This window comes from Bradyrhizobium niftali (genome assembly GCF_004571025.1).
GTDB classification, from domain to species: domain Bacteria; phylum Pseudomonadota; class Alphaproteobacteria; order Rhizobiales; family Xanthobacteraceae; genus Bradyrhizobium; species Bradyrhizobium niftali.
The window spans coordinates 846672-867302 of sequence record NZ_SPQT01000001.1 but is presented as its reverse complement, the minus strand read 5'-3'; the positions used below and the strand labels follow the sequence as shown (position 1 = coordinate 867302).

The 20631-nt window shown below is 62.4% G+C and carries 13 protein-coding genes and 1 pseudogene; 10 read left to right on the top strand and 4 right to left on the bottom strand.

What is annotated here, in order from left to right; all coding sequences use genetic code 11:
* The first annotated feature begins 119 nt into the window (after positions 1-119).
* Entirely contained in the window at positions 120-3308 is a 3189-nt protein-coding gene (locus tag E4K65_RS03815; RefSeq protein ID WP_235885455.1) for an adenylate/guanylate cyclase domain-containing protein, read from the top strand.
* 23 nt (positions 3309-3331) lie between these two features.
* Here E4K65_RS03815 and E4K65_RS03810 read toward each other — a convergent pair whose 3' ends face one another.
* From E4K65_RS03810 to E4K65_RS03800, 3 genes are read right to left on the bottom strand one after another with little or no spacing between them, the layout of a single operon-like run.
* Positions 3332-4741, bottom strand: coding sequence for a Dyp-type peroxidase (locus tag E4K65_RS03810; protein ID WP_135172960.1), 1410 nt, complete (start codon positions 4739-4741; stop codon positions 3332-3334).
* A gap of 12 nt (positions 4742-4753) precedes the next feature.
* Positions 4754-6751, bottom strand: coding sequence for a hypothetical protein (locus tag E4K65_RS03805; RefSeq protein ID WP_135172959.1), 1998 nt, complete (start codon positions 6749-6751; stop codon positions 4754-4756).
* A 5-nt stretch (positions 6752-6756) separates the two neighbouring features.
* Positions 6757-8166, bottom strand: coding sequence for a cytochrome P450 (locus E4K65_RS03800; RefSeq protein ID WP_135172958.1), 1410 nt, complete (start codon positions 8164-8166; stop codon positions 6757-6759).
* A gap of 362 nt (positions 8167-8528) precedes the next feature.
* On the opposite strand from E4K65_RS03800, the gene tnpB reads away from it, so the two are divergent.
* The 3 genes and pseudogenes from tnpB to E4K65_RS03785 all read left to right on the top strand — a co-directional run bounded on the left by tnpB (position 8529) and on the right by E4K65_RS03785 (position 11582).
* Positions 8529-8915 carry an IS66 family insertion sequence element accessory protein TnpB gene (gene tnpB / locus E4K65_RS03795; protein WP_430649020.1) on the top strand — a complete coding sequence of 129 codons (387 nt, stop codon included), beginning with the start codon at positions 8529-8531 and terminating at the stop codon, positions 8913-8915.
* A 51-nt stretch (positions 8916-8966) separates the two neighbouring features.
* Positions 8967-10533, top strand: a pseudogene (gene tnpC, locus E4K65_RS03790) (IS66 family transposase).
* Complete coding sequence (locus E4K65_RS03785) at positions 10530-11582, top strand: tyrosine-type recombinase/integrase (RefSeq protein ID WP_135172957.1); 1053 nt, start codon at positions 10530-10532, stop codon at positions 11580-11582. The pseudogene tnpC and the gene E4K65_RS03785 overlap by 4 nt, the downstream one beginning before the upstream one ends.
* Before the next feature lie 656 nt (positions 11583-12238).
* Here E4K65_RS03785 and E4K65_RS03775 read toward each other — a convergent pair.
* Entirely contained in the window at positions 12239-13030 is a 792-nt protein-coding gene (locus E4K65_RS03775) for a GntR family transcriptional regulator (protein ID WP_235885453.1), read from the bottom strand.
* Positions 13031-13077: 47 nt separating this feature from the next.
* Between E4K65_RS03775 and E4K65_RS03770 the strand changes: the two genes are divergently transcribed.
* Genes E4K65_RS03770 through E4K65_RS03745 form a run of 6 tightly spaced genes read left to right on the top strand, consistent with a single transcriptional unit; the run spans position 13078 to position 20549 of the window.
* The gene (locus E4K65_RS03770) at positions 13078-14394 is read left to right on the top strand and encodes a M20 family metallopeptidase (protein ID WP_135172956.1); all 1317 of its coding nucleotides are present in this window, start codon (positions 13078-13080) and stop codon (positions 14392-14394) included.
* Positions 14395-14412: 18 nt separating this feature from the next.
* Positions 14413-15960 carry an ABC transporter substrate-binding protein gene (locus E4K65_RS03765; RefSeq protein WP_135172955.1) on the top strand — a complete coding sequence of 516 codons (1548 nt, stop codon included), beginning with the start codon at positions 14413-14415 and terminating at the stop codon, positions 15958-15960.
* Positions 15961-15975: 15 nt separating this feature from the next.
* Positions 15976-16923, top strand: coding sequence for an ABC transporter permease (locus E4K65_RS03760; protein WP_135172954.1), 948 nt, complete (start codon positions 15976-15978; stop codon positions 16921-16923).
* Entirely contained in the window at positions 16916-17746 is an 831-nt protein-coding gene (locus tag E4K65_RS03755; RefSeq protein ID WP_167770495.1) for an ABC transporter permease, read from the top strand. Before E4K65_RS03760 ends, E4K65_RS03755 begins: the two co-directional genes overlap by 8 nt.
* Positions 17743-19317 carry an ATP-binding cassette domain-containing protein gene (locus E4K65_RS03750; RefSeq protein WP_167770403.1) on the top strand — a complete coding sequence of 525 codons (1575 nt, stop codon included), beginning with the start codon at positions 17743-17745 and terminating at the stop codon, positions 19315-19317. The genes E4K65_RS03755 and E4K65_RS03750 overlap by 4 nt, the downstream gene beginning before the upstream one ends.
* A gap of 17 nt (positions 19318-19334) precedes the next feature.
* Positions 19335-20549 carry a M20 family metallopeptidase gene (locus E4K65_RS03745; protein ID WP_135172951.1) on the top strand — a complete coding sequence of 405 codons (1215 nt, stop codon included), beginning with the start codon at positions 19335-19337 and terminating at the stop codon, positions 20547-20549.
* The last annotated feature ends 82 nt before the right edge of the window (positions 20550-20631 follow it).

The following is a 20631-nucleotide window of genomic DNA, read 5'->3' as shown; positions in this document are numbered from 1 at the left end:
AGACCTTTAGTAGGCTGCTTAACACGACGGCTAGGCACAATTTGCTCGTCTTCGCGGGTTGTCTTACTATTGGTATGGGCATGGATAACACCGACGTGGCGTGAAGAAGGGCACTTGCCGTGGTCACTAAACGGGGCGATTCTCCCGACGAATTGGGCCGTCGATGTAACCATTGTGGTTTCGAGATCCGGCCGACTGCGCACTTTTGCGGTGGCTGCGGCCGATCCAGGGCCTTCGGGACCGCGGCCGACCAGAACGCACTGACTTATCTGCAGTCGAAGCTGCCGCCCAAGCTGGCCGAGCGGATCTTGCGTTCCGGCGGCGCGATGTCCGGCGAGCGCAAGCACGTCACGGTGTTGTTCGCGGATGTCCGCGGCTCGACGGCGCTGATCGACGGGCTCGATCCGGAGGAGGCGCTCGAAATCCTTGGACCGGTGCTTCAGGTGCTGATGGATGCAATTCATCAGCACGATGGATTTATGAATCAGGCCCGTGGCGACGGTGTCATGGCGCTGTTCGGAGCGCCCATAGCGACCGAGGACCATGCCGTGCAAGCTTGCCGCGCGGCAATGGCCATGCGGGCCGGCATTCGGGAGCTGAACCGCAGGAGGATCGGCGACATCTCCCTGCGCATTGGAATCAATTCCGGACACGTCGTGATTCACTCGATCGGCAGCAACCTGATGATGAACTACGATGCGGTCGGAAAAACCGTACATCTGGCTGCCCGCATGGAAGAGCTCGCGCCAGCGAACGGGATCATGCTCACCGCTGCGACGCAAAAGCTCGCCAAGGGCTTCATTGTCGCGGAGTCTCGCGGCACGGTTGTGTTGAAAGGGGTGGCGGAGCCGGTCGAAGCTTTCGAATTGGGAGGCATGCGCTCGACCACACGCTGGCAAGCCCGCTCCTCGCAAGGCCTCAACGCGCTGGTGGGCCGCCAGGCCGAGCTCGACACGTTACGGAGTCTGCTGCAAAGAGCCGCGAGCGGAAATGGACAGGCGCTGAATGTCGTCGGCGCCGCAGGGCTCGGAAAATCGCGACTGATTCATGACTTTATCGGCGAGCGCCCCAGCGATTGGATCGTGCTGGAAACCGCGTGCGTTCCTCAGCATACCCAATCCAGCTATTATCCGATCAGCGACCTTATCCGTCACATCTTCGGGATCGACATCGATGACACGCCCGAGATCGTCGCCAAGCGGATCAGGGAACACCTCGTTTCGCTGGATCCAACTCTGGCGAGATACGTTTCGGCGATCTGTTCAGTGCTGGACATCAACGTCGCAGATCAGGAATGGAAGAACCTAGAGCCGACGGAGAAGCGGCAGGCAATCATCGAAGCGATCACGGCTCTGATCCTGTTTCAGGAGCGCCGCACCCCGCTGCTGATCGTTGTCGAGGACGTTCACTGGATTGACAGTGAAACGAGGATCATTCTTCACAATCTCCTCAGCCTGTTGCGCGGGTTGCGAATTTTCCTCGTCATGACGCAGCGCCCGGAAGGCAATCTGGCGGATCCCGATCTCCTTCGCCTCGAATTGTCGGCGCTCGCCGAGACAGCCTCACAGGAAATGCTCGACCGTCTTATCGGGGGAGATGTGACGCTGCAGTCGATAAGAGACCGCATCGTCGCCAAGGCGCAGGGAAATCCCCTCTTTCTGGAAGAGCTGGTGCAGTCCCTCGCAGAGACCGGAAGCTTCGCTGGAGACCCCGGGGCCTATCGTCTCAGCAAGCCCGCCGGGCGGATCGAGATCCCGCAGACCATTCATACCGTTCTGGCTGCCCGTATCGACCGATTGGACGGGGTGCCGAAGACCTTGCTACAGACGTCCGCCGTGATCGGAACGGACGTTTCGATCGCGCTGCTCTCCGGACTGCTGGAGGTGCCGGCAAGCAAGATATCCGGAGATCTCAAGGGGCTTGAGGAGGCGGACTTCCTTCGCAAGGTCAAGCGCGTCGGATCGGAATACTCCTTCAAGCATGAACTTATCCGCGAAGTTGCCTACGGAACGATGCTGCTGGGCACGCGCCGCTCGCTGCATGCAAAGGCGGTCGCAGTCATCGAATCCCGGTTCAGCGACCGGCTCGACGAGCACATCGACCGGCTGGCCGATCATGCATTCATGGCGGGACTTTGGGAAAAGGCAGTGCCGTATCAGCTGCGCAGCTGTCGGCGTGCCGTGAGGCGCGGCGCCAACCAGGATGCGATCGGGATTTACCACCGGGGATTGGAGACCTTGTCGCATTGGCCGGATTCGGCCGCGAAAACCAAGGCCGAAATCGATTTCCGCCTGATCGTTATCATTGCGCTGGAGCCCCTTGGCAAGCATCGGCTGATTGCCGACGTGCTGCGCGAGGCGCGGGAGTTGGAGGACCCCTCGAGCGATCCAATACGCAATGCCGCCGTCAATTGTCAGCTCGCAACTGCCCTGTGGCGCATTGGAGAGCACAACAGCGCAATGGAAGCAGCCAAAGCGGCCAACGAGGTCGCGCAGCGGATCGCCGATCCTGCTCTCATGTTTGCGTCACTGCACCAGATCGGGATGGTTCTTCACGAAACCGGTGCGTTCAGAAAGTCGATCGAGATACACGAAAGGTGCTTCGCGTTCGAAAGTCCGGAGCTTGATGCGCGGCGAGCCGGGTGGGCCGCCTATCCGAGCGTCGTGCTTCGTACTTTCCTGGCCGATTCCCTGGTCGAAATCGGGGAAACGGAGCGGGCCGAAATCATGGCGACCGAAGCCATGAGGAGAGCCGAGGATCATTTCTATTCGCGTGCGAATATATCGCATGTGCTGGGCCGGCTCAGGATTGCCCAGGGCCGGCAAGCGGAAGCCTTGTCGATCCTGCGGGAGTGCTGGCAAATCTGCCTCGAGCGTGGCATCGTGCAGATGTACCCTATCCTCGCGGCGCGAATGGGAGAAGCGTGTCTCGCGTTGGGCGATACAAGGGCTGCCGCCGAGATTCTGTCCAAGCCGGAACGGCTGGACGTGCCGCTCGGCGAAAATGCCTTCGGCTGGGGTTGGCTGTTCGTGGTGCAGGGGCGTGCTTTCCTGGCCGTGGGCGACCTCGCGCAAGCACGCATTTCGGGCAAGCGCGCCCTGGCGCTGGCCGAAGAGCGCGGCGAACCTCCGCAACAAGCCCATGCGCTGCAACTTCTGGGTGAGGCCTCATTGGCCAAAGGCGACCGGGCGGAGGCCCAGTCCTACCTCGAGCGGGCTCTCGCGATCGCAACAAAGTGCGACATGCGGCCGTTGATAGACCGATGTCGTCCTGCCCTCGAGGCCGCCCGCACCTCGCCCGCCACCTGAATCCGGCGCGACATCGCCCGAGGTCATTTGGCCGCGGCGATATCGCGCAACGCCCGAAGTCCCGGCAGGAAGAAATAAGCTCCGCCGCGAACCGTGACGAACGGTTTTGGACGGTTGACGCGGAAGTTGGCCGGCCGGTTCTGGATCGTGATTGCTTCTCCATCAGGGAAGTGACTGATGGGATCCGTTCCGGTGTAAAGACCGTTGAGATGACGGTTGTTGATCCATGAGTGCTGGATCATCTCGAATTGCCCGGCAATATCAGCGTTCAGGGCAATGAACAGCATTCCCCTCTCGGCTCTGTCTCCATGGCCATTTGCACCATTCGGCTGCCATCTCTCGCCATATGGCCGGCCGCGCCGGATGATGCGATGCATTTTTGAAAGATGCAGCGCTGTTTCCGGATCGGGTCCGAGGGAGTCGCGCGGATTTGCGCGCCGGATGTGGGCTCCGATCGGGCACTTCAGGCCGGAACGGTCCTCGTAGTGGTACAGGAAGTTGTTTTTCGCATCTTCCTCGTTTCCGTTGGGTTTCTCGGGGATCAACGGGTCGCCGTTCTTCCACCGGCCGAGCAGGCGTGCGGCGACCCAGTCTCCGGTCTCGCCGATTTGTTGGCCTACAGCGCAAACAAAGGAGTTGAAAGCGGGGACGTCCTGTTCGAGCTGACGAAACACGAGATAGGTGCCGTTCCGCCTGATATCCCGGTCCTGCCCCTTGGGGATCACACTGGCTTTACGCTCATTCTCGTAGCCGAGCAGGAATTCGCCTGCCTTGACCTCGGCCCCCAGCTTGATCTCGGATTTCGCCATCCGGGAATGGCCTTTGCTTTTGTTGGGTCGGCCCTCGATCTTCGGCTGGGAAAATCCGTCCTCGAAGCCGAAGTGCTCTATCTCCTGGTCGAAGAGTTGCCCCCTCAGGACCATTGGTTTGCCGTCTGCAATGCCGGCCAGTGCATTCAGCTCGTCCTGGATCAGCTGATCGATTTCCGCCTCAACCGCGAACAGCATGAGGAGCCCGTCGATGTCGCGGGTTTGCTCATTCCAGCCGCCCCAATTCCACTTCTCGGGCGAGCTGTGTCCGAGGTCGCCGAGGACGTTTGTCCGGCGAGGGATCGGCGCGCCCGGGGCTCGCTCGGGAGCCATTCCTTCGAGGAATTCGAACGAGAAGGAGTTGAGCGAGGCCTGCTCGACGCCGAGACGGCGTAGGCCCGACGGCGTCAGCGCCAGGTTCCTGGCGGGTTGCGTCTTGCTGCTGGGCCCAGGCTGGGATGGAGTCAACCGCCTCGTCAGCAGGGCCGATAGCCAGTTTTTGTTGCGCTGGAGATCACCGGATTGGAAGCGCCACAACAAATAGGCCGAGCGCCTTAGATCTCCGTAGCCGCTGAGGACGATGCCTTGCACATCCGTCCATTCCACCTCGACCTTTTTGCCCATGATCATCCCCACTCAAAGGTTTTGAACGACTGCGTCGACTCCGGTGGGAGCCAGCCGCTGGGACAGCGATTGTCGAATAGCCGTGCTGGTATTGATGTTCACCACGCTCAGCGTGGGATAGGCGCTGTACCACATGATCGTCTCGATCTGGCTCTCCCGGACGTAAGCCTTGAAGGGCTGTTCGGCTTGAGCCCCGCTCCAGAAATAGAACCGCGTTCCGGGGAAGCTGTAGCGCTTACCCGCCTGGTCTTCGACATAGGTGTTGGTCCAGATCGCGTTCAGTCCCTTCACTGCGGCCATGTCGATGAACTCGTTCAGGTAGCTGTCCCAGGCGCCTCCATAATTGTCGAGAAACAGCAGCCGTCGACCGCTATCAATCAGCAGCCACCGGGCCGAGAGGATGGTCGGGATATCGCCCAGCGCGCCGACATTGAACCAGAAGCGGGACAGGAGATTGATGAAGAACAGCGTGGCGCGCAACGCAAGACCATGGACGAAGCCCGGCTTCACCAGAGTGAGGCTTGCCAAATGGTTTTGGAAGCGGTTATTGCCGCCTTCTTCCCGAGCGTACTTTTTGGCGTTTTGGGCGGATCTCGCGACGAGGTTTGCGGGCTCCTCAAATTGCTCCTTGTCCTTCCGCTCACGCCGGCGCGCGACCAACAGAAGCGCGACGCCGAGCCCATACAAGACAATGACGCCGACCACGGCGTAGGCCGCAATCAATAATCCCCAGTAGATCACCCGTTCGGCATCGTGCCTGGGCATGATTGGCCACAAGTACCGGCTGACGATGAGGGCGCCGCAGGCGAGCACGAATACCATCAGAAACCGGACGACGTCGAGCCGCCAGCGTCGCCAGTTTTCCTGCCGGCCGTTGAGCTGCTTCACTTCCACCATGATCTTCAGGCATGTCGCGAAGTATTGCAGGCAGAGCAGCGCGACGAGCAACAGGAAGAGGACGAAGGCAAGGACCACATGCACAACCCACGTCGAGAGCGTGGTCGCATCCAGCAACGCCCCCATGTGGGGAAGGAGCGCCAGCAGTACCGCACCTGCGAACAGGACGAGCACGCCATAACGCAAGATGATCAGGATGTGCAGCGGAACGCGGCGGGCGAAGAATTGATCGCGCGGGTGTTTGCTCCAGCTGGTGAAAAGGAGTTCGACTGCACGGACCGCGAGCCAGATGACGGCAAGTCCGATAGGGAGAAACACCTCAGACGGCAATTCAAGCGGGGAGTTCGGAAACAGGTCGATGAGAGTGCCTCTGCTGTAGCCATCCACCACTTTGAACGCGGTCCGGATCGATTCCAGCAGCGGCGGACAGCCGAAATATTTCAACGCCAGCCAGTCGCAACCAGCGCCGATCAGGCAGGCCAGGACCACGGCCGCAATCCCTGCCGCTACGACGGTCAGTTTCCGGCATTTCACTTCCCATGGCACCGGAGCAGGTTGATTAGCCCAGCGGCGGCTTGCGTCGTCGGTCATGAAGCTGCGCAGCTGCGCAAAGAGTCCATACAGACGTGGTGCGGTGGCGGCAAGACGTTGCGGCTTGACGAAATGGTCGACTATCTCGGAGCGGACCCGACTTTCACCCCTGATTTCCCCGACGGTGCGGCCGGGGCTGCCGGAGAAGTAGATGTGGGCTCCCGCGTCGTGACTGATCAGATATTCCTTTGCGAGCTCGGGAGAGATGCGACCGGAAGCAGGGTAGCCTTCGCAGTGCTGGTAGAGCTCGTGGATACCGTTGCCGGCCACACGCAGCAGGTCCGAAATGAAATCCTCTTTCGAGCCATCGAAGGCTGCCTCGAATACGAGGCTTGGCGCGAAATCGCCTGTCTCCTCAAGTATGACGCAGCTGGCAAAGTGGAGAGTTGAGATGCGGTCGAACGGAAAATCCCCCGTGCATTGCATCCCGGCTTGCGGTTCGGCATGGCGCCGGAGATAGTCACGACATTGCCCTGCCAGCGAGCTTTTTATCGGCGTGATAATAGTGACATAATTTGCCATGGGCGCTATCCGGGTTGCCGATCGCTCTTGAACTCGTTGCTCTTGAACTCGACAACGAGCCCAGAAGCCACCGGTCCATCGAAGCTGAGCTGACCTTTGGCGTCACTCTTTCGCGTGAGCCCCTTTAGCAGCAGCACCGCCCTGAAAACCTCCAGCAGGGCAATTTCGGCGATGTATCGACCGAAGCACTCGCGCGCTCCAAAGCCGAAGTGCAGATATTGCTCGAACTGTCGCGTCGCATCGAAGCGCGACGGGTCGGGGACCGCCTCCTGATCGAACATGGCCGACAGGGGAGGCGCGAGAACCCTCGTTCCAGCGCGCACGCATCGGGACTTCTTCGTGCCGTATGCGATCACCGTATCGCGCGGCGTATCCCGGAGGAGCAGGGGCAGCATCGGCCGGAAGCGGAGCGCCTCATAGACGAAGTGCCGGAGTGTAGTGCGAAGCGCATCCGCACGTTGTTTGTCACCGCGAGTTTCGGCATCAGTCAGCGCGATCGCAACGTTCCGGGCCTCCTGCAAGGCGTCCGGGTGCGCAAGGATCTGATCGATTGCCGAGGCAGCCGCCCGGACGATCGTCGCTCCGCCCGTCGCAAGCAGGCCAGTCAGGTAGCGCCGTATCCAGTCTTCGTCGAACCAGAGCGGCGCGCCGGGAGTGCCTAACCGGTGAACGAAGCGGGTGAGAAGGTCACCTGGAGCGACCACAGGCGATCCCGCCGGTGACGACACGGCAGCGATCTCATTTACTACCTGTTCGGTGATTTTCGCGATGTTGCCGCGGGAGCGGAGCCATGGCTTCGAGTCGATCGGCGGCTTGACCATAATGATGCCCGCGAGATCGCGCATCGCATCAGCCATGCTTTTCACACTTCCCCCAAGGGGAGGAACACCAAAATATTTGTCGGCGATATCGACGACTACCGGCTCAAGCAAGTCGGAGACGACGTCAATCTCACCCTTTGCTGCCGCGATCTGCAGCTGGCATCGTTGGCTAATGATTGCCCTGAGTCTCACCGAGTCGGCGGTCACGCCAACAGCGCTCTGAAGCCACGCGCGCTCCTGCGCATGCTGCTGACGCCAATCCGCGGTCATGAGGAAATCGCCCCACGGCATTCCCGGCACGATGGACTCTCCGAGCGTGAAGTCGTCGAAGCGACCGAGGACTTCCCGCACCTCGCAGGCCCGCGTGACGATGAGGACTTTGCGGAAGATGAATACCGGTCGAAAAAGTCGCATGATGCTGAAGACGAACTTGAAGAGACCGAGCTGACAGAGGAAATGGCACTGCACTCGGTAAAGCAGCGTGCGGAGCTGGAGGCGCTGGGCCTTGACGCAGCGCTTCACCCAGGAGACAAGCTGGAAATAGCGATCCGGCGACTCACGTCGCGTCGTCGATTTGAAAATATCTGTGTCCATCGACAGCCCCCAAAGACTTACTTCACAATTCCGCCGGGGCGATACGTTATACCCTTGCAATCGTAATCGCAGTCCGGGCAATGGTCATGTGAACTGCTTCACACTTGCAGCTGTCGACGCGCGAACGCAGTTTGAGTGCCCGACGCGGCTGGCGGATTGCCAATCCTGGCCGGCGCTGCCTTAAGGACCCTGCCCTGTCCGATGAGCCGCCAAAGTTGCGCGTCCTGTGCCGGTGCTGTCGGAATCGGCGCTACCGGCGTTCGCAGAGCCTGCCGGGTCGCCGGAAGCAGCCATTGTGACGGTTGAACTCCAGGGGGCACGAGTGGAGGTGCGAGGGACGCCTGGCCTTGCTGTGTTGAGTGATGTGTTCTTGGCGCTTCGACGGACACGTTCATGCTGACGCCGCCCACGAGCCTTACGATTTACGTGGCGACGCAACCTGTGGACTTCAGAAAAGGTGCGGAGGGCTTGGGGCGCTGATGGCGCAGGAGACGCTGGGCCATGATCCGATGAAGGGCGTGGCGGTGGTGTTCCGTGCGAAGCGCGCTGATCGGGTGAAGATAGTCGTCTGGGATGGCAGCGGCCTTGTGATGTATTGGAAGCGGCTCGATGGCAGCGGCTTCAAATGGCCTCCCATCGTGGCCGGTGTGATGCGGATGAATGCCGCCCAGCTGTCCGCGCTTCTGGCCGGCATGGATTGGACGCGGATGCACGCGCCTCGAATCCCGCAGCCGAAAGCAGTTTTGTAGGACATAAAATCTTCGCTGCATCGATGCGCGAAGCATGGCAGACTCGGGCCAATGAGTGATTTGCCTGATGAGCTGCCGAGCGATCCGGCCGAGTTGCGTGTCTTTGCCGCGGCTCTGCTGGATCGCTGCGCCAGGCTCGAGCGGTTGCTCAACCTTGCGAAGGATGCGCAGTTTGGTCGATCCTCGGAAAAGCTGGACGCTGATCAGCTGCAGCTTGTTCTGGAGGACATCGGAAGAGGCCGTCGCGGCCCTCGAAGCAGCCGAGGATCGCGCCAATCCCAGAACCTGCGAGAAGAGGACGGCCGAGCGCAAAGCCAACCGTGGTCAGCTGCCGGAGCATTTGCCGCGCATCATCGAGACCCTGATGCCCGCTGCAACCTGCTGCCCGTGCTGCGCAGGCGTCCTTTCTGAGATCGGTCACGATGAGAGCCAGAGGCTGGACGTCGTACCGGCGCAGTATCGCGTCATCGTCACCCGCCGCCCCAAACTAGCCTGCCGCGCCTGTCACGGCGTCGTCCTCCAGCATGCTGCGCCCGAGCGATTGATCAAGGGGGGATTGCCGACCGAGCGTCTCGTCGCGCATGTAATTGACGCCAAGTATCATTGGCATTTGCCGCTCTATCGTCAGGCGCAGATGCTGGCGACCCACGGTATCGCCATCGACCGTTCCACGCTCGCCTTCTGGGTCGGCTACGCCGCCCAGGAATTGAAGCCCTTTTGGCATCGTGTGCGCCAGCTTCTGCTCGCCTCTTCGAAGCTCTGTGTCGATGAGACCCCGGCGCCGGTGCTGGATCCGGGGCGCGGCAGGACCAAAACCGGCTACTTCTGGGCGCTGTCACGCGATGACAGGCCCTGGGCCGGACCTGACCCACCTGGCGTGGTTTACGCCTATGCACCGGGCCGTGGGGCCGTTCATGGCTTGAGGCTGCTCGAGGGCTATCGCGGCATCATCCACTGCGACGGCTATCAGGCTTACAAGACCATGACCCGAGAGACGCGTGCGGACGCCTTGTCCGGGACGCTCGCCTTCTGCTGGTCGCATCTGAGGCGCCAGTTTGTGAAGATCGAGCGCGAGGCTGCTCCGGCGCCAGCTCCGGTTGCCCGCGAGGCTCTTGAGCGCATCGCCCAACTTTACGCGGTCAAGAAAGCGCTCCGCGGCCGATCGGATGCCGAGCGCCGTGCTGGCAGGCAGGCGCATGCCCGACCTCTGGCTACAGCCTTGAAGCAGTGGTTTGAGGCCAAGCTTGATTACCTTGCACAAAAGAGCGACACGGCGAAGACCTTGCGTTACGCGCTGCGTCATCGGGACGGCCTGACGCTCTACCTTGATGACGGGCGCATCGAGATGGACACGAATGCTGTCGAGCGTGCGATGCGGCCGATCAAGCTCAACGCCAAGAACTCCCTTTTTGCCGGTTGCGACGATGGCGCCGAGAATTGGGCAGTTCTGGCTTCGTTAATCGAGACCTGTAAGCTCAATGGCGTCAGTGCCGAGCACTGGCTCGCTGATGTTCTCGCCAAGCTCGTCAATGGTTGGCCTGCGGCGCGACTGGACGAACTGCTCCCTTGGGCGTCGATCTACACGATGCATGCACACGATCCGAGGCTGGCGGCATGAGCCTGAACACGACCGCGGTCCGGATCAAGGTGACCCTCAAGGACGTGAAACCAGAGGTGATGCGTCGCCTTGTCGTACCCGTCACTCTGCGCCTTGATCGGCTACATCTGACGCTTCAGGAGGCATTTGGCTGGACGAATACCCCCGAGTTCGTTCGAGAGTATCACGACGCGCACACAAGCCTTCGCCAACCACGCGCAGGCACGTTCATGACGATCATCGCGCAGTACAAGGCCGCACCAGAATTCACTGGCCTAGCGGCCTCGACGCGCCGCGCGTACCTCGCCTATATTAAGCTGATCGAAGACGCGTTTGGCGACCTACCGGTGGCAGCTCTGGCCGACCGCCGCGTGCGTGGTGAATTCAAGACCTGGCGCGACTCGTTCGCTGAGACGCCACGTAAGGCCGACTACGCCTGGACGACGCTGGCGCGTGTCATGTCGTTCGCGAAGGACCGCGGCATCATCGCGACCAACCCATGCGAACGCGGCGGCCGCCTCTACGTAGCAGACCGCAAGGATAAGATCTGGACGGAGCAAGACATCGCCGCGGTCCTAGCGGTCGCCTCCAGCGAGATCCAGCTGGCGCTGATCTTGGCTCTATGGAGCGGGCAACGGCAGGGGGACCTTTTGCGCCTCCCCTGGTCGGCCTACGAGAGCCCTTACATTCGTCTTCGCCAATCGAAAGGTGGTCGCAGGGTTGCAATGCCCGCTGGCGCGCCTCTGCGGGCCCTGCTTGATGCGACGAGCCGCCAGGGCCCGCTTATCCTGACGAACACACTGGGCCGCCCCTGGACCTCCGATGGCTTTCGGACGTCTTGGGGAAAGGCTTGCGAGCGCGCTGGCATCGACGGCCTGACCTTTCATGACCTACGAGGCACAGCGGTGGTTCGGCTTGCGATCGCAGGCGCCAGCGTGCCGCAGATCGCGGCCGTCACAGGACACTCGTTGAAGGACGTCGAGGCTATTCTCGATGCACACTATCTCGGTCGCGACATTCAGCTCGCAGAAGCAGCGGTGCTGAAGCTCGAAGCGAGAACAAAACTGTAAACGGTGGTGTAAACGGCGCTGGTTTTGCCGCTTGATCAAACCGCTAAGTGTTTGATTTATTTGGTGGGCGCACCAGGGCTCGAACCTGGGACCCGCTGATTAAGAGTCAGCTGCTCCGATCCCAGGACGCTGCATCACTGATCGAACAAGCCGTAGGTGTAGCTGCGCGAATGCGTGGCCGACGAAGCGGCGCCCCGCGACCGCCCCGACCACTTCGGAAAATTCGCTCACGTTGGATGTCGGAAGATTTTTCTTGATCTCCCGGTGCACACGTCGTGCATACGCCGCCTCTTAACCGATTAAAACTCCAGAGTTCTCGCTCCAATCCATCATGGGCCAATTCGAGCTAACGTAAGGAAGCGTCGTCGGAGAAAGTCAAATAAACGCTCGCGTTCGAGCGGCGAGAGAAAACGGCAAATTGGTTCAGCTCGGGGAGACACAACCACCGATACCGACATTCGCTGCGAATTAACATTTGAGATCTGATTGGCACAAGCGGATGCTATCTCTAGTCCGTGCGTCACAACCCGCATCGGTGATCGGCTTCTGCGCTCGATGTTCGACAGACCCGGCGGAACGTCGCGCGGATTGCTTGATGATCTCAGCAGGGCGGCCGTGTCAAATCTGCCGCCCGCGTAGCAACCGCTCGAAACAGATTAGCGGATCTCGTTCACGTAGTGATGATGCGCAGTCGTGGCGCGGTGCTCGCTCAGGATCGCAAGCGCACCGGCTTGATCGTACGCTTCCTCGCGGATCACCAGAACGGCGTTCGGCGAAGCCAGCGCAAGTAGACGCCGATCCTCCTTGTCGGCGAGCTCTGCCATGAGCTTCTCGCGTATCGCCGCGATGCGAATGCCATAGGCGTCGAGCAGATGGAGGTAGAGCAGCGCCGGCACGCTTGCCGGCGCATGTGGGAAATCGGGCACTCGGCGCGCAACGATCCGTATTCGCGAATGCATCACCGGCACGCGGCCAACACGTCGGACGCGATGAAGACAGAGCAGCGGCTCACCAACGACTTCCGTGAAGAGGATGGCCTCCTCTGCATCGGCCGGCCGCAACATCACGGACAAGACTTCGGGCACGGAGCGCTGGAGCCCGCCGTCTTCTCCATGAAGTCGGAAATACTGGAAGAAAAAGCGCAGACTATGTTGTGGCGCGCGGCCGGTCACGACCGTCCCGGTCTTGCGCCGGCGAACCAGCATGCCGTCGGCCGTCAGGTCCGCGAGCGCCCGGCGGATGGTGCCGACTGCAACCCCGTATCGCGCGGCAAGTGCAACTTCACCGGGAAGCACCGTGCCCGGCGACAGTTCGCCCACCAGGATCGCCTCGGCGATCTGCCGCTTGACGTGCTCGTACAACGGAACCGGTAGGCTGGATTGGTCGCTCGCCGCTGCTTTTGCCTGTTTACCGGTCACGCCTGCCTCATTCTTCGGAATTGACAGCAATCGGCTTTGCATATTTCTTTATAGAATATAGAAATGAGCCGCCGCAAATGTTTTCTCCACCGCAAGGCCCTGGACAGGCCAGCCCGACGCTGACCGACGGTTTCGCCGAAATCGAGCGCACGGTCGAGCGTGCGATCGACGATCTTGCTCGGATGGTGGCGATCGACACGAGTTTCCCGCCCGGCGCGGGATATGAAGCGTTTGCCGGATTGATGGAGATCGCCGTTGCAACACTCGGCCTGGACTGCCAACGCGTCGAAGTCCCCGAGCATTTGTGGTGGGTGGCGGGCGGCCCGGCGCAAGGGCGCAGAACCAATCTCATCGCGCGCCGCCGCTCGGACAAACCGGTGCTCGGGCTGTATTTTCACGTCGACACCGTACCGGCAGCGCCCGGGTGGACCACCGATCCGTTCCAGTTGACGCGCGACGACGATCGCCTGATCGGCCTCGGCGCCGCCGACATGAAAGGCACCATCGCGGCCGTGCTGCTCGCGCTGCGCGCCGCCGACACGATCGGTGTTCCACTCGGCTACGACCCGATGCTGCTGCTTTGCACCGACGAAGAAGCCGGACTCTATCCCGGCGTGCGTTATCTGGCGGAGCAGGGTTTGCTCGAAGGCCACATTCTGAACTTCAACGGTGCCGCAGCGCCGCGCATCTGGGCCGGCTGCTTTGGTCTCTTCACGCTGCTGGTGCGCGTGCGCGGCAAGACGGTTCACGCAAGCCAAGCCAGAGCCGCCGGTTCAAACGCCAACGCCATCGAGGTCGCACTGCCGATCCTCAATGCGCTCGCAGCATTGAAACCAGATATCGCCGCGCGGACGTCCGCCCTGCCCGCGCCGCCGCATGCGACGCATCCGCTCGCAGCCCAGCTTGATATTTCCGCAGCCCATGGCGGCCAATGCGGCGGCCAGACTCCATCGCTCTTTGAAATTCTCGTCTGTCGGCGCTATGCTCCTGAAGAAGACTTTCAGGCCGCGCGTGCCACAATCGAGAACGCCATATTTGCGGCGGCTCCCGGGGCCGACGTCGACGTCGTTCTCGCCGGCCACCTCATGCCGACATCCGATCCGACAGGCCCGCACTGGCCGCGCTGGCAGGAGGCGCTGTCGGCCGGGTTCGGATACGCACCGGACGATTTCGCCAACTGGGGTGCGACGGGCTGTTCTGATTTCGGCTGGGTACAACGGACCGGAATGCAGGAGATCCTGTTGACCGGCCTCGGCCGGCCGGAAAGCCGCATTCACGCTCCCGGCGAATTTACCACGCGCGCCGACATCGTCGCGCTGGCGAAATCGGTCCTTGCCTATCTTTCAGCCGAATTTCGTTCCGATCTGTCTCCCGAAACACCTGCCGTCCGCTAGCTCAAGGAGCACGCATCCATGCTGTCCGTCACGCGCCGTCTTTTCCTTGCGGGAACCGCGATCAGCCTCGCCGGTCTGCCCAGGATCGCCCTCGCCGAAGCCCCGAAGCGCGGCGGCGTGCTCCGGATGTCGGTCGACCAGGCCGCATCGGTCATCCATCCGATGCTGGCGCGCGTGAACCCGGAATATCTCGTCACCGAACTGCTCTACTCCAACCTCACCCGGCTGAAGCCGGACATGACAGTCGAGCCGGACCTCGCGATGTCCTGGGAGCCCAACGCGACGCTGACCGAGTGGACCTTCAAGCTGCGCCCGGGCGTGACGTTTCATGACGGTTCGCCGCTGACCGCCGACGACGTCGTAGCCACCATCAACGCGATCCTCGATCCGAAGACCGCTTCCCCCGGCCGCACCAATGTCGGCCCGATCAAGGAGGTCGCCGCGGTCGATCCGCTGACCGTCAAGTTCACGCTCGCAGGCGCCTATGCCGACCTGCCAGTGGCACTCACCTATCTCAACGCGCGTATCGTTCCGGCCAAGGTCATCGCCGGCGACCTCGCGAGCCTTTCGACTACCGCCAACGGCACCGGCCCATTCAAGCTGGCGTCGTACGAGCCCGACCGCCGGATCGTCGTCGAACGCAACCCCGCTTATTATGATCCGGCGCGGCCCTACCTCGACCGGATCGAGCTGCTGGTCTATCCGGACCGCACCGCCGAAGCGTCCGCAATGATCTCCGGTGAAATCGATCTGTTGCTCACGACCGCGCCGGGCGAATATGAGCGCCTCGCCAAGGCCGATGGCGTCAAGGCGCTGCGCACCCCATCCGGCCAGTTCCTGAACATCAACCTCGGATGCGACCAGAAGCCGTTCAACGACGTGCGCGTCCGCCAGGCCTTGGCCTTGGTGGTGGATCGCGAGGCAACCGTCGGCTTCGTCGCCGGCGGCTACGGCACGCCAGGCAACGACACGCCGTTGAGCTCCGCCTACCACTTCTACAAGAACATTCCGCTGAAGAAGCCCGACATCGCCACGGCGAAGAAGCTGCTGGCCGACGCAGGCTATCCCAACGGCATCGATTTGACGCTGGTCGCGTCCGACAGGCCGTCAACCCGCACGCAGCTCGGCGTCGCCGTTCGCGAGATGGCGGCCGCGGCGGGCTTCCGCATCAACGTGCAGACCATGCCGCATGCCACCTATCTCGACCAGGTCTGGAAGAAAGGCAACTTCTACGTCGGCTTCTACAACATGCAGCCGACCGCCGACGCCGTCTTCAAGCTGCTCTACACATCCGACGCGGCCTGGAACGAGACCCACTGGAACAACGCGGACTTCGACGCGGTCATCAATGCAGCCCGCGTCGAGACCGACGAAGCGAAACGCACGGCACTCTACGCCAAGGCTCAGGACATGATGAACGCCGAGGTCCCCTCGGTGATTTCGGCATTCTTCGACCTGCTCGCGGCACAACGGTCCTACGTCGAAGGATACGCTCTCCATCCACGCGGCTCGGTGTTCCGCCTCGACATGGCCTCGCTCGGCGCCGGCGCGCCGAAGCGCGCCTGACGCCGGAGGCGCTCGGTGTCGCTGGCCTGGTTTGCGCGCCGTTTGATGCTGATGGTCTACACCGTCATCGTGGTCTCGATGCTGGTGTTCGCCATCACGCAGATCCTGCCGGCCGACGCCGCCCAGTCGCTGCTCGGGGAAAACGCGACGCCCGAAGTGCTGGCCGCGCTCAGGACAAGGCTGGGGCTCGGCGATCCAGCCTGGCTGCAATATGGTCGCTGGGCCCGCCACGTCTTCACCGGCGATTTCGGCATCTCGATGCGCACGAGCCTGCCCGTCGGCCCGGAAATGCTGGCGGCGCTGTCGCGCTCGCTGCTGCTGGCCGTATCAGCCATCCTGGTCACGCTGGCCATTGCCGTGCCGCTCGGCGTGGTCGCGGCGCTGCGGCAAGGCAGGCTCACCGACACGGGCGTCAGCCTGATTGCCTATCTCGGGGTCTCGCTGCCGGAATTCGTCACTGCGACGCTACTTGCCCTGTTGCTGGCCGATACATGGCATTGGTTGCCGGCGACCGGCTACGTCTCTCCACTGGAGGATTTCGGCGACGGCATCCGTCATCTGGCGCTGCCGGTGCTCACTGTCTCGTTGATCCTCGTCGCGCATGTCATGCGCATGATGCGCTCCGAGACGCTCGACGTGCTGAAATCGGACTATATCCGGGCCGCGCGCCTGAAGGGCCTGCCGGAACGCACCGTGGTGTTTCGTCACGCCCTGCGCAACGCGCTGTTGCCGGTCGTCACCATCATCGCGCTCGACGTCGGCTATTTGCTCGGCGGGATCATCGTGATCGAGGAGATCTTCGCCATTCCCGGCATCGGGCGCGCGCTGATGGTCGCCATCACCACGCGCGACCTGCCCTCGATCCAGGCGGGCGCGTTGATCATGGCCGCGACCTATGCCGTCACCAACACGCTCGCCGACATGGCCTATGCGTTTCTCGACCCGCGGATCCGCTATGACTGAGCTGTTCATCCGCCTGATGCGAAAGCCACAAGGTTTCGTCGGAATCGTGCTGCTGGCGCTGATCGCGGCCGCCTGCCTGTTCGGGCCCGCATTGGCGCCCTATGCGCCGGAGAAGATTGATTTTCTTGGCCGGTTTCGCGCACCCGGCTGGCAGAACTGGCTTGGCGCCGATCAATTCGGCCGCGACATCCTGAGCCGCCTGATGGTCGGCGCGCGTTCGACCGTGCCGCTCGCTTTCATCGCCACCTTCGTCGGCAGCGCAGCCGGAGCGACCATCGGCGTTGGCTCTGCCTATCTCGGCGGACGAACCGACGAGGCCATCATGCGCACGATCGACGCCGTGATGGCGATCCCCGGCCTTCTGATGGCCCTGTTGCTGGTCTCAACGCTCGGCAACGGCGCCGGCAATGCCGTCATTGCCATCGCGGTGGCCTTTGCGCCGGGCATGGCGCGGGTGACCCGCTCGGCCGCGCTCAACGTACGCAATCAGGACTATGTCAAGGCGGCCATCGCGCGTGGCGAGGGAGCGCCTTGGATCATCTTCCGCGAGATGTTGCCGAACGTCATGGCGCCGATCGTGATCGAATCCACCATCCGCGTGTCCTTCGCCGTCATGCTGTTCGCGACGCTGAGCTTTCTCGGCGTCGGCGCCCAACCGCCCGCATCCGAATGGGGCCTCATGGTGGCGGACGCGCGCCAACACATGCATCAGGCACCGTGGGGATTGATCGCGCCCTCGGCCGCGATTGCACTCACCGCGATTGCCTTCAACCTGGTCGGCGATGGTCTTCGCGACGCCCTCAACCCGAAGGACGAGCGGTGACCCCCGTACTTTCGATCCAGAATTATACGCTCGACTACATCTCGTCCGCTGGCCCGGTACGTGTGCTGCACGACATTTCGCTGGAGATCGGACCAGGCGAGGTGCTGGGCCTGGTCGGAGAGTCCGGCTCCGGCAAGAGCTCGCTCGCCTGGGCGCTGATGCGCCATTTGCCGGAAAATGCCCGTGAAGTTGCCGGGTCGTTGCGTCTCGGCGACATCGACCTGCAACGATTGAGCCCAGGCGAGCTCACCAGGATACGTGGCCGCCGGCTCGGCATGGTGTTTCAGGATCCCTCGACCTCACTCAACCCGACGCTCACCATCGGTCGTCAAATCACGGAAGCCCTGATCCAGCACCGCGGCCTCAAGCAGCGCGACGCCAGTTCGCTCGCCGTCAATCTGCTTGGCCACGTCGATCTCAACAATCCTGCTGCAATCATGCGGCGCTACCCCCACGAGATCTCCGGCGGAGAAAAACAGCGCGTCATCATTGCCACCGCCTTCGGCTGCCGTCCCGACGTCATCCTGTTCGACGAGCCGACCACGGCACTCGACGTGATCACGGGCGCACGCATCCTCGCACTGTTCGCGCGACTACGCCGGGAGACGGGCGTCGCCGCGCTCTATATTTCTCACGATCTTGCGCTTGTGACGCGGGTCGCGGACCGGGTCGCGGTCCTGGAGCGCGGCCGCCTGGTCGAGCAGGCGCCGGCGGCCGACATCTTCCGTGCGCCGCGACATGCTAACACGCGCGCACTTGTAGACGCCGTGCCCAGACCGGAACGCCGTCTTGTCCATGACAAGCCGGGTGACCAGGTCGTTCTCGCGGCCTCCGACATCGAAGTCCGATATGGCAGCGGCAGACTGTTTCGCGACGCGCCGCCGCCGGCTACGAAAAAGATCGGGCTCGAGGTTCGTGGCGGCGAGATCCTCGGTCTTGTCGGCGAGTCCGGCTCTGGCAAGTCTTCAATGGCGCGCGCCCTTACCGGGCTCGCACGCTTCTCGGGCAAGATCACCTTCGACGCGCACGAGATCCACCGCATGCGCGACATGAACGCCGCTTACCGCCGCGACGTACAGATCATCTTCCAGCATCCCGATGCCTCGCTCAATCCGCGTCACAGGATCGACGAGATCCTGTCGCGTCCTCTCAAGCTCTACGGCGGCCATCTTGCGAATATTCCCCGCCTGCTCGAACAGGTGCGCCTGCCCGCATCCTACGCCAACCGCTGGCCCCATCAGCTTTCAGGCGGCGAGAAGCAGCGCATCGCCATCGCGCGTGCCTTCGCCGCACGGCCGAAACTCGTGATCTGCGACGAGATCACGGCGCCGCTGGACGTCTCCGTGCAGGCACAGATCATCGAATTGCTGCTGGCGCTGCGCGAGGAAACCGGAACCGCCTTTCTCTTCATCACCCACGATCTCAACCTCATCCGTCAAATTGCCCACCGCATCGCGGTGATGCGCCGAGGCGAGATGGTCGACCTGCTGCCGGTCGAGGATTTCGACGCAGACCACGTCCATCCCTATACCCGCGAACTGATGGCCGCCTCGCCCGTGCCAGTCGGCTGACGACAAGGACTTCCCCCATGGATCACAACGCACTTCTCGCCCGAATCGATGTGCCCGCCGCCCTCGACCTCTTGTCACGCATGGTGCAGCACAAGAGCTACTCCAAATCGGACGGCGAGAAGCAGCTCGCAGCCTTCATGGCAGGTCGCATGCGTGAGATCGGGCTGGAGACCGAGCTTGCGCCCTTCGGCAAGGAGGGCCGGGTCAACGCCGTCGGCCGCTGGAAGGGTGCGGGCGGCGGCACGAGCCTGATGTTCAACGGCCATCTCGACACCAACCCGGTGACCGAGGGCTGGACCGTCGACCCCTGGGCAGGCAAGGTCGACGACGCCTTCATCTACGGCATCGGCGTTTCCAACATGAAGGCCGGCGACGCCGCCTACTTCTGCGCGGTCAAGACGCTGATCGACGCCGGCGTCAAACTCAGGGGTGACGTCATCCTCACCTACGTGGTGGGCGAGCTGCAGGGCGGCGTCGGCACCTACTCGCTGGTCGAGCAGGGACTTCGCGCCGACTATTTCATCAACTCCGAGCCGACCGATCTGAAGGCCATGACGATGCATGCGGCCGCCTTCATGTTCATCATCGAGTTGACCGGCAATACCCGTCATTTGTCCAAGCGCGAAGAGGCGATCGATGCGATCACGGCCGCGTGTGACGTCATTCCGCGCCTCAATGCGATGAAATTCTCGGGCGCCCTTTCGCCGGAGCATGAGCGGATCAACCGCGTCCATGTCGGCGTCGTCCACGGCGCGCTCGGCCGCGAGCTGCATGAATGGCGCACGCCCCAGGTCGCTGATTTCGTGCGGATCAAGGGCTCGGGCCGCTATGCGCCAGGCCAGACCGAGGCCGGCGCGATGGCCGACATGCGTCGCGAGCTCGACGCGCTTGAAGCACGGTTCCCTGGCCTCGAGGCCGAGATCATGTCGGAGGACCGCTCCGGCGTGCCGACCATGCCGCCTTTCGAGGTGGCGCGTACGAGCCTGATCGTCGAGGCCGTCAACCGCGCCTATCGCGCGGTACGCGGCGAAGAGCAGCCGACAGGCGCCGTTACCCCGAGTTGCTTCTATGGGACTGATGCCGGTCATCTGCACTATTTCGGCGGGATGGAAGGCATCGTCTGCGGCCCCGGCGGCCGCTACAACACCATGCCCGACGAGCGGGTCGATATCGTCGACTTCATCGACATGATCCGCATCTACATGCTGGCTATTCTGGAGATTTGCGGATAGTGGGCGCCGAAGCGCGCGCACCCGATCCCGCGAAGGATGAATGACGATGTTGTTTCCGATCGACGAATATGAGGCGCGCATC

What these genes read in the sequence shown, in the direction of transcription:
- E4K65_RS03810 (WP_135172960.1), bottom strand. Translation starts at nt 4,741, where the DNA reads ATGGGCAAAAAGGTCGAGGTGGAATGGACGGATGTGCAAGGCATCGTC.
- E4K65_RS03805 (WP_135172959.1), bottom strand. Translation starts at nt 6,751, where the DNA reads ATGGCAAATTATGTCACTATTATCACGCCGATAAAAAGCTCGCTGGCA.
- E4K65_RS03800 (WP_135172958.1), bottom strand. Translation starts at nt 8,166, where the DNA reads ATGGACACAGATATTTTCAAATCGACGACGCGACGTGAGTCGCCGGAT.
- tnpB (WP_430649020.1), top strand. Translation starts at nt 8,529, where the DNA reads ATGTGTTCTTGGCGCTTCGACGGACACGTTCATGCTGACGCCGCCCAC.
- E4K65_RS03785 (WP_135172957.1), top strand. Translation starts at nt 10,530, where the DNA reads ATGAGCCTGAACACGACCGCGGTCCGGATCAAGGTGACCCTCAAGGAC.
- E4K65_RS03770 (WP_135172956.1), top strand. Translation starts at nt 13,078, where the DNA reads ATGTTTTCTCCACCGCAAGGCCCTGGACAGGCCAGCCCGACGCTGACC.
- E4K65_RS03765 (WP_135172955.1), top strand. Translation starts at nt 14,413, where the DNA reads ATGCTGTCCGTCACGCGCCGTCTTTTCCTTGCGGGAACCGCGATCAGC.
- E4K65_RS03755 (WP_167770495.1), top strand. Translation starts at nt 16,916, where the DNA reads ATGACTGAGCTGTTCATCCGCCTGATGCGAAAGCCACAAGGTTTCGTC.
- E4K65_RS03745 (WP_135172951.1), top strand. Translation starts at nt 19,335, where the DNA reads ATGGATCACAACGCACTTCTCGCCCGAATCGATGTGCCCGCCGCCCTC.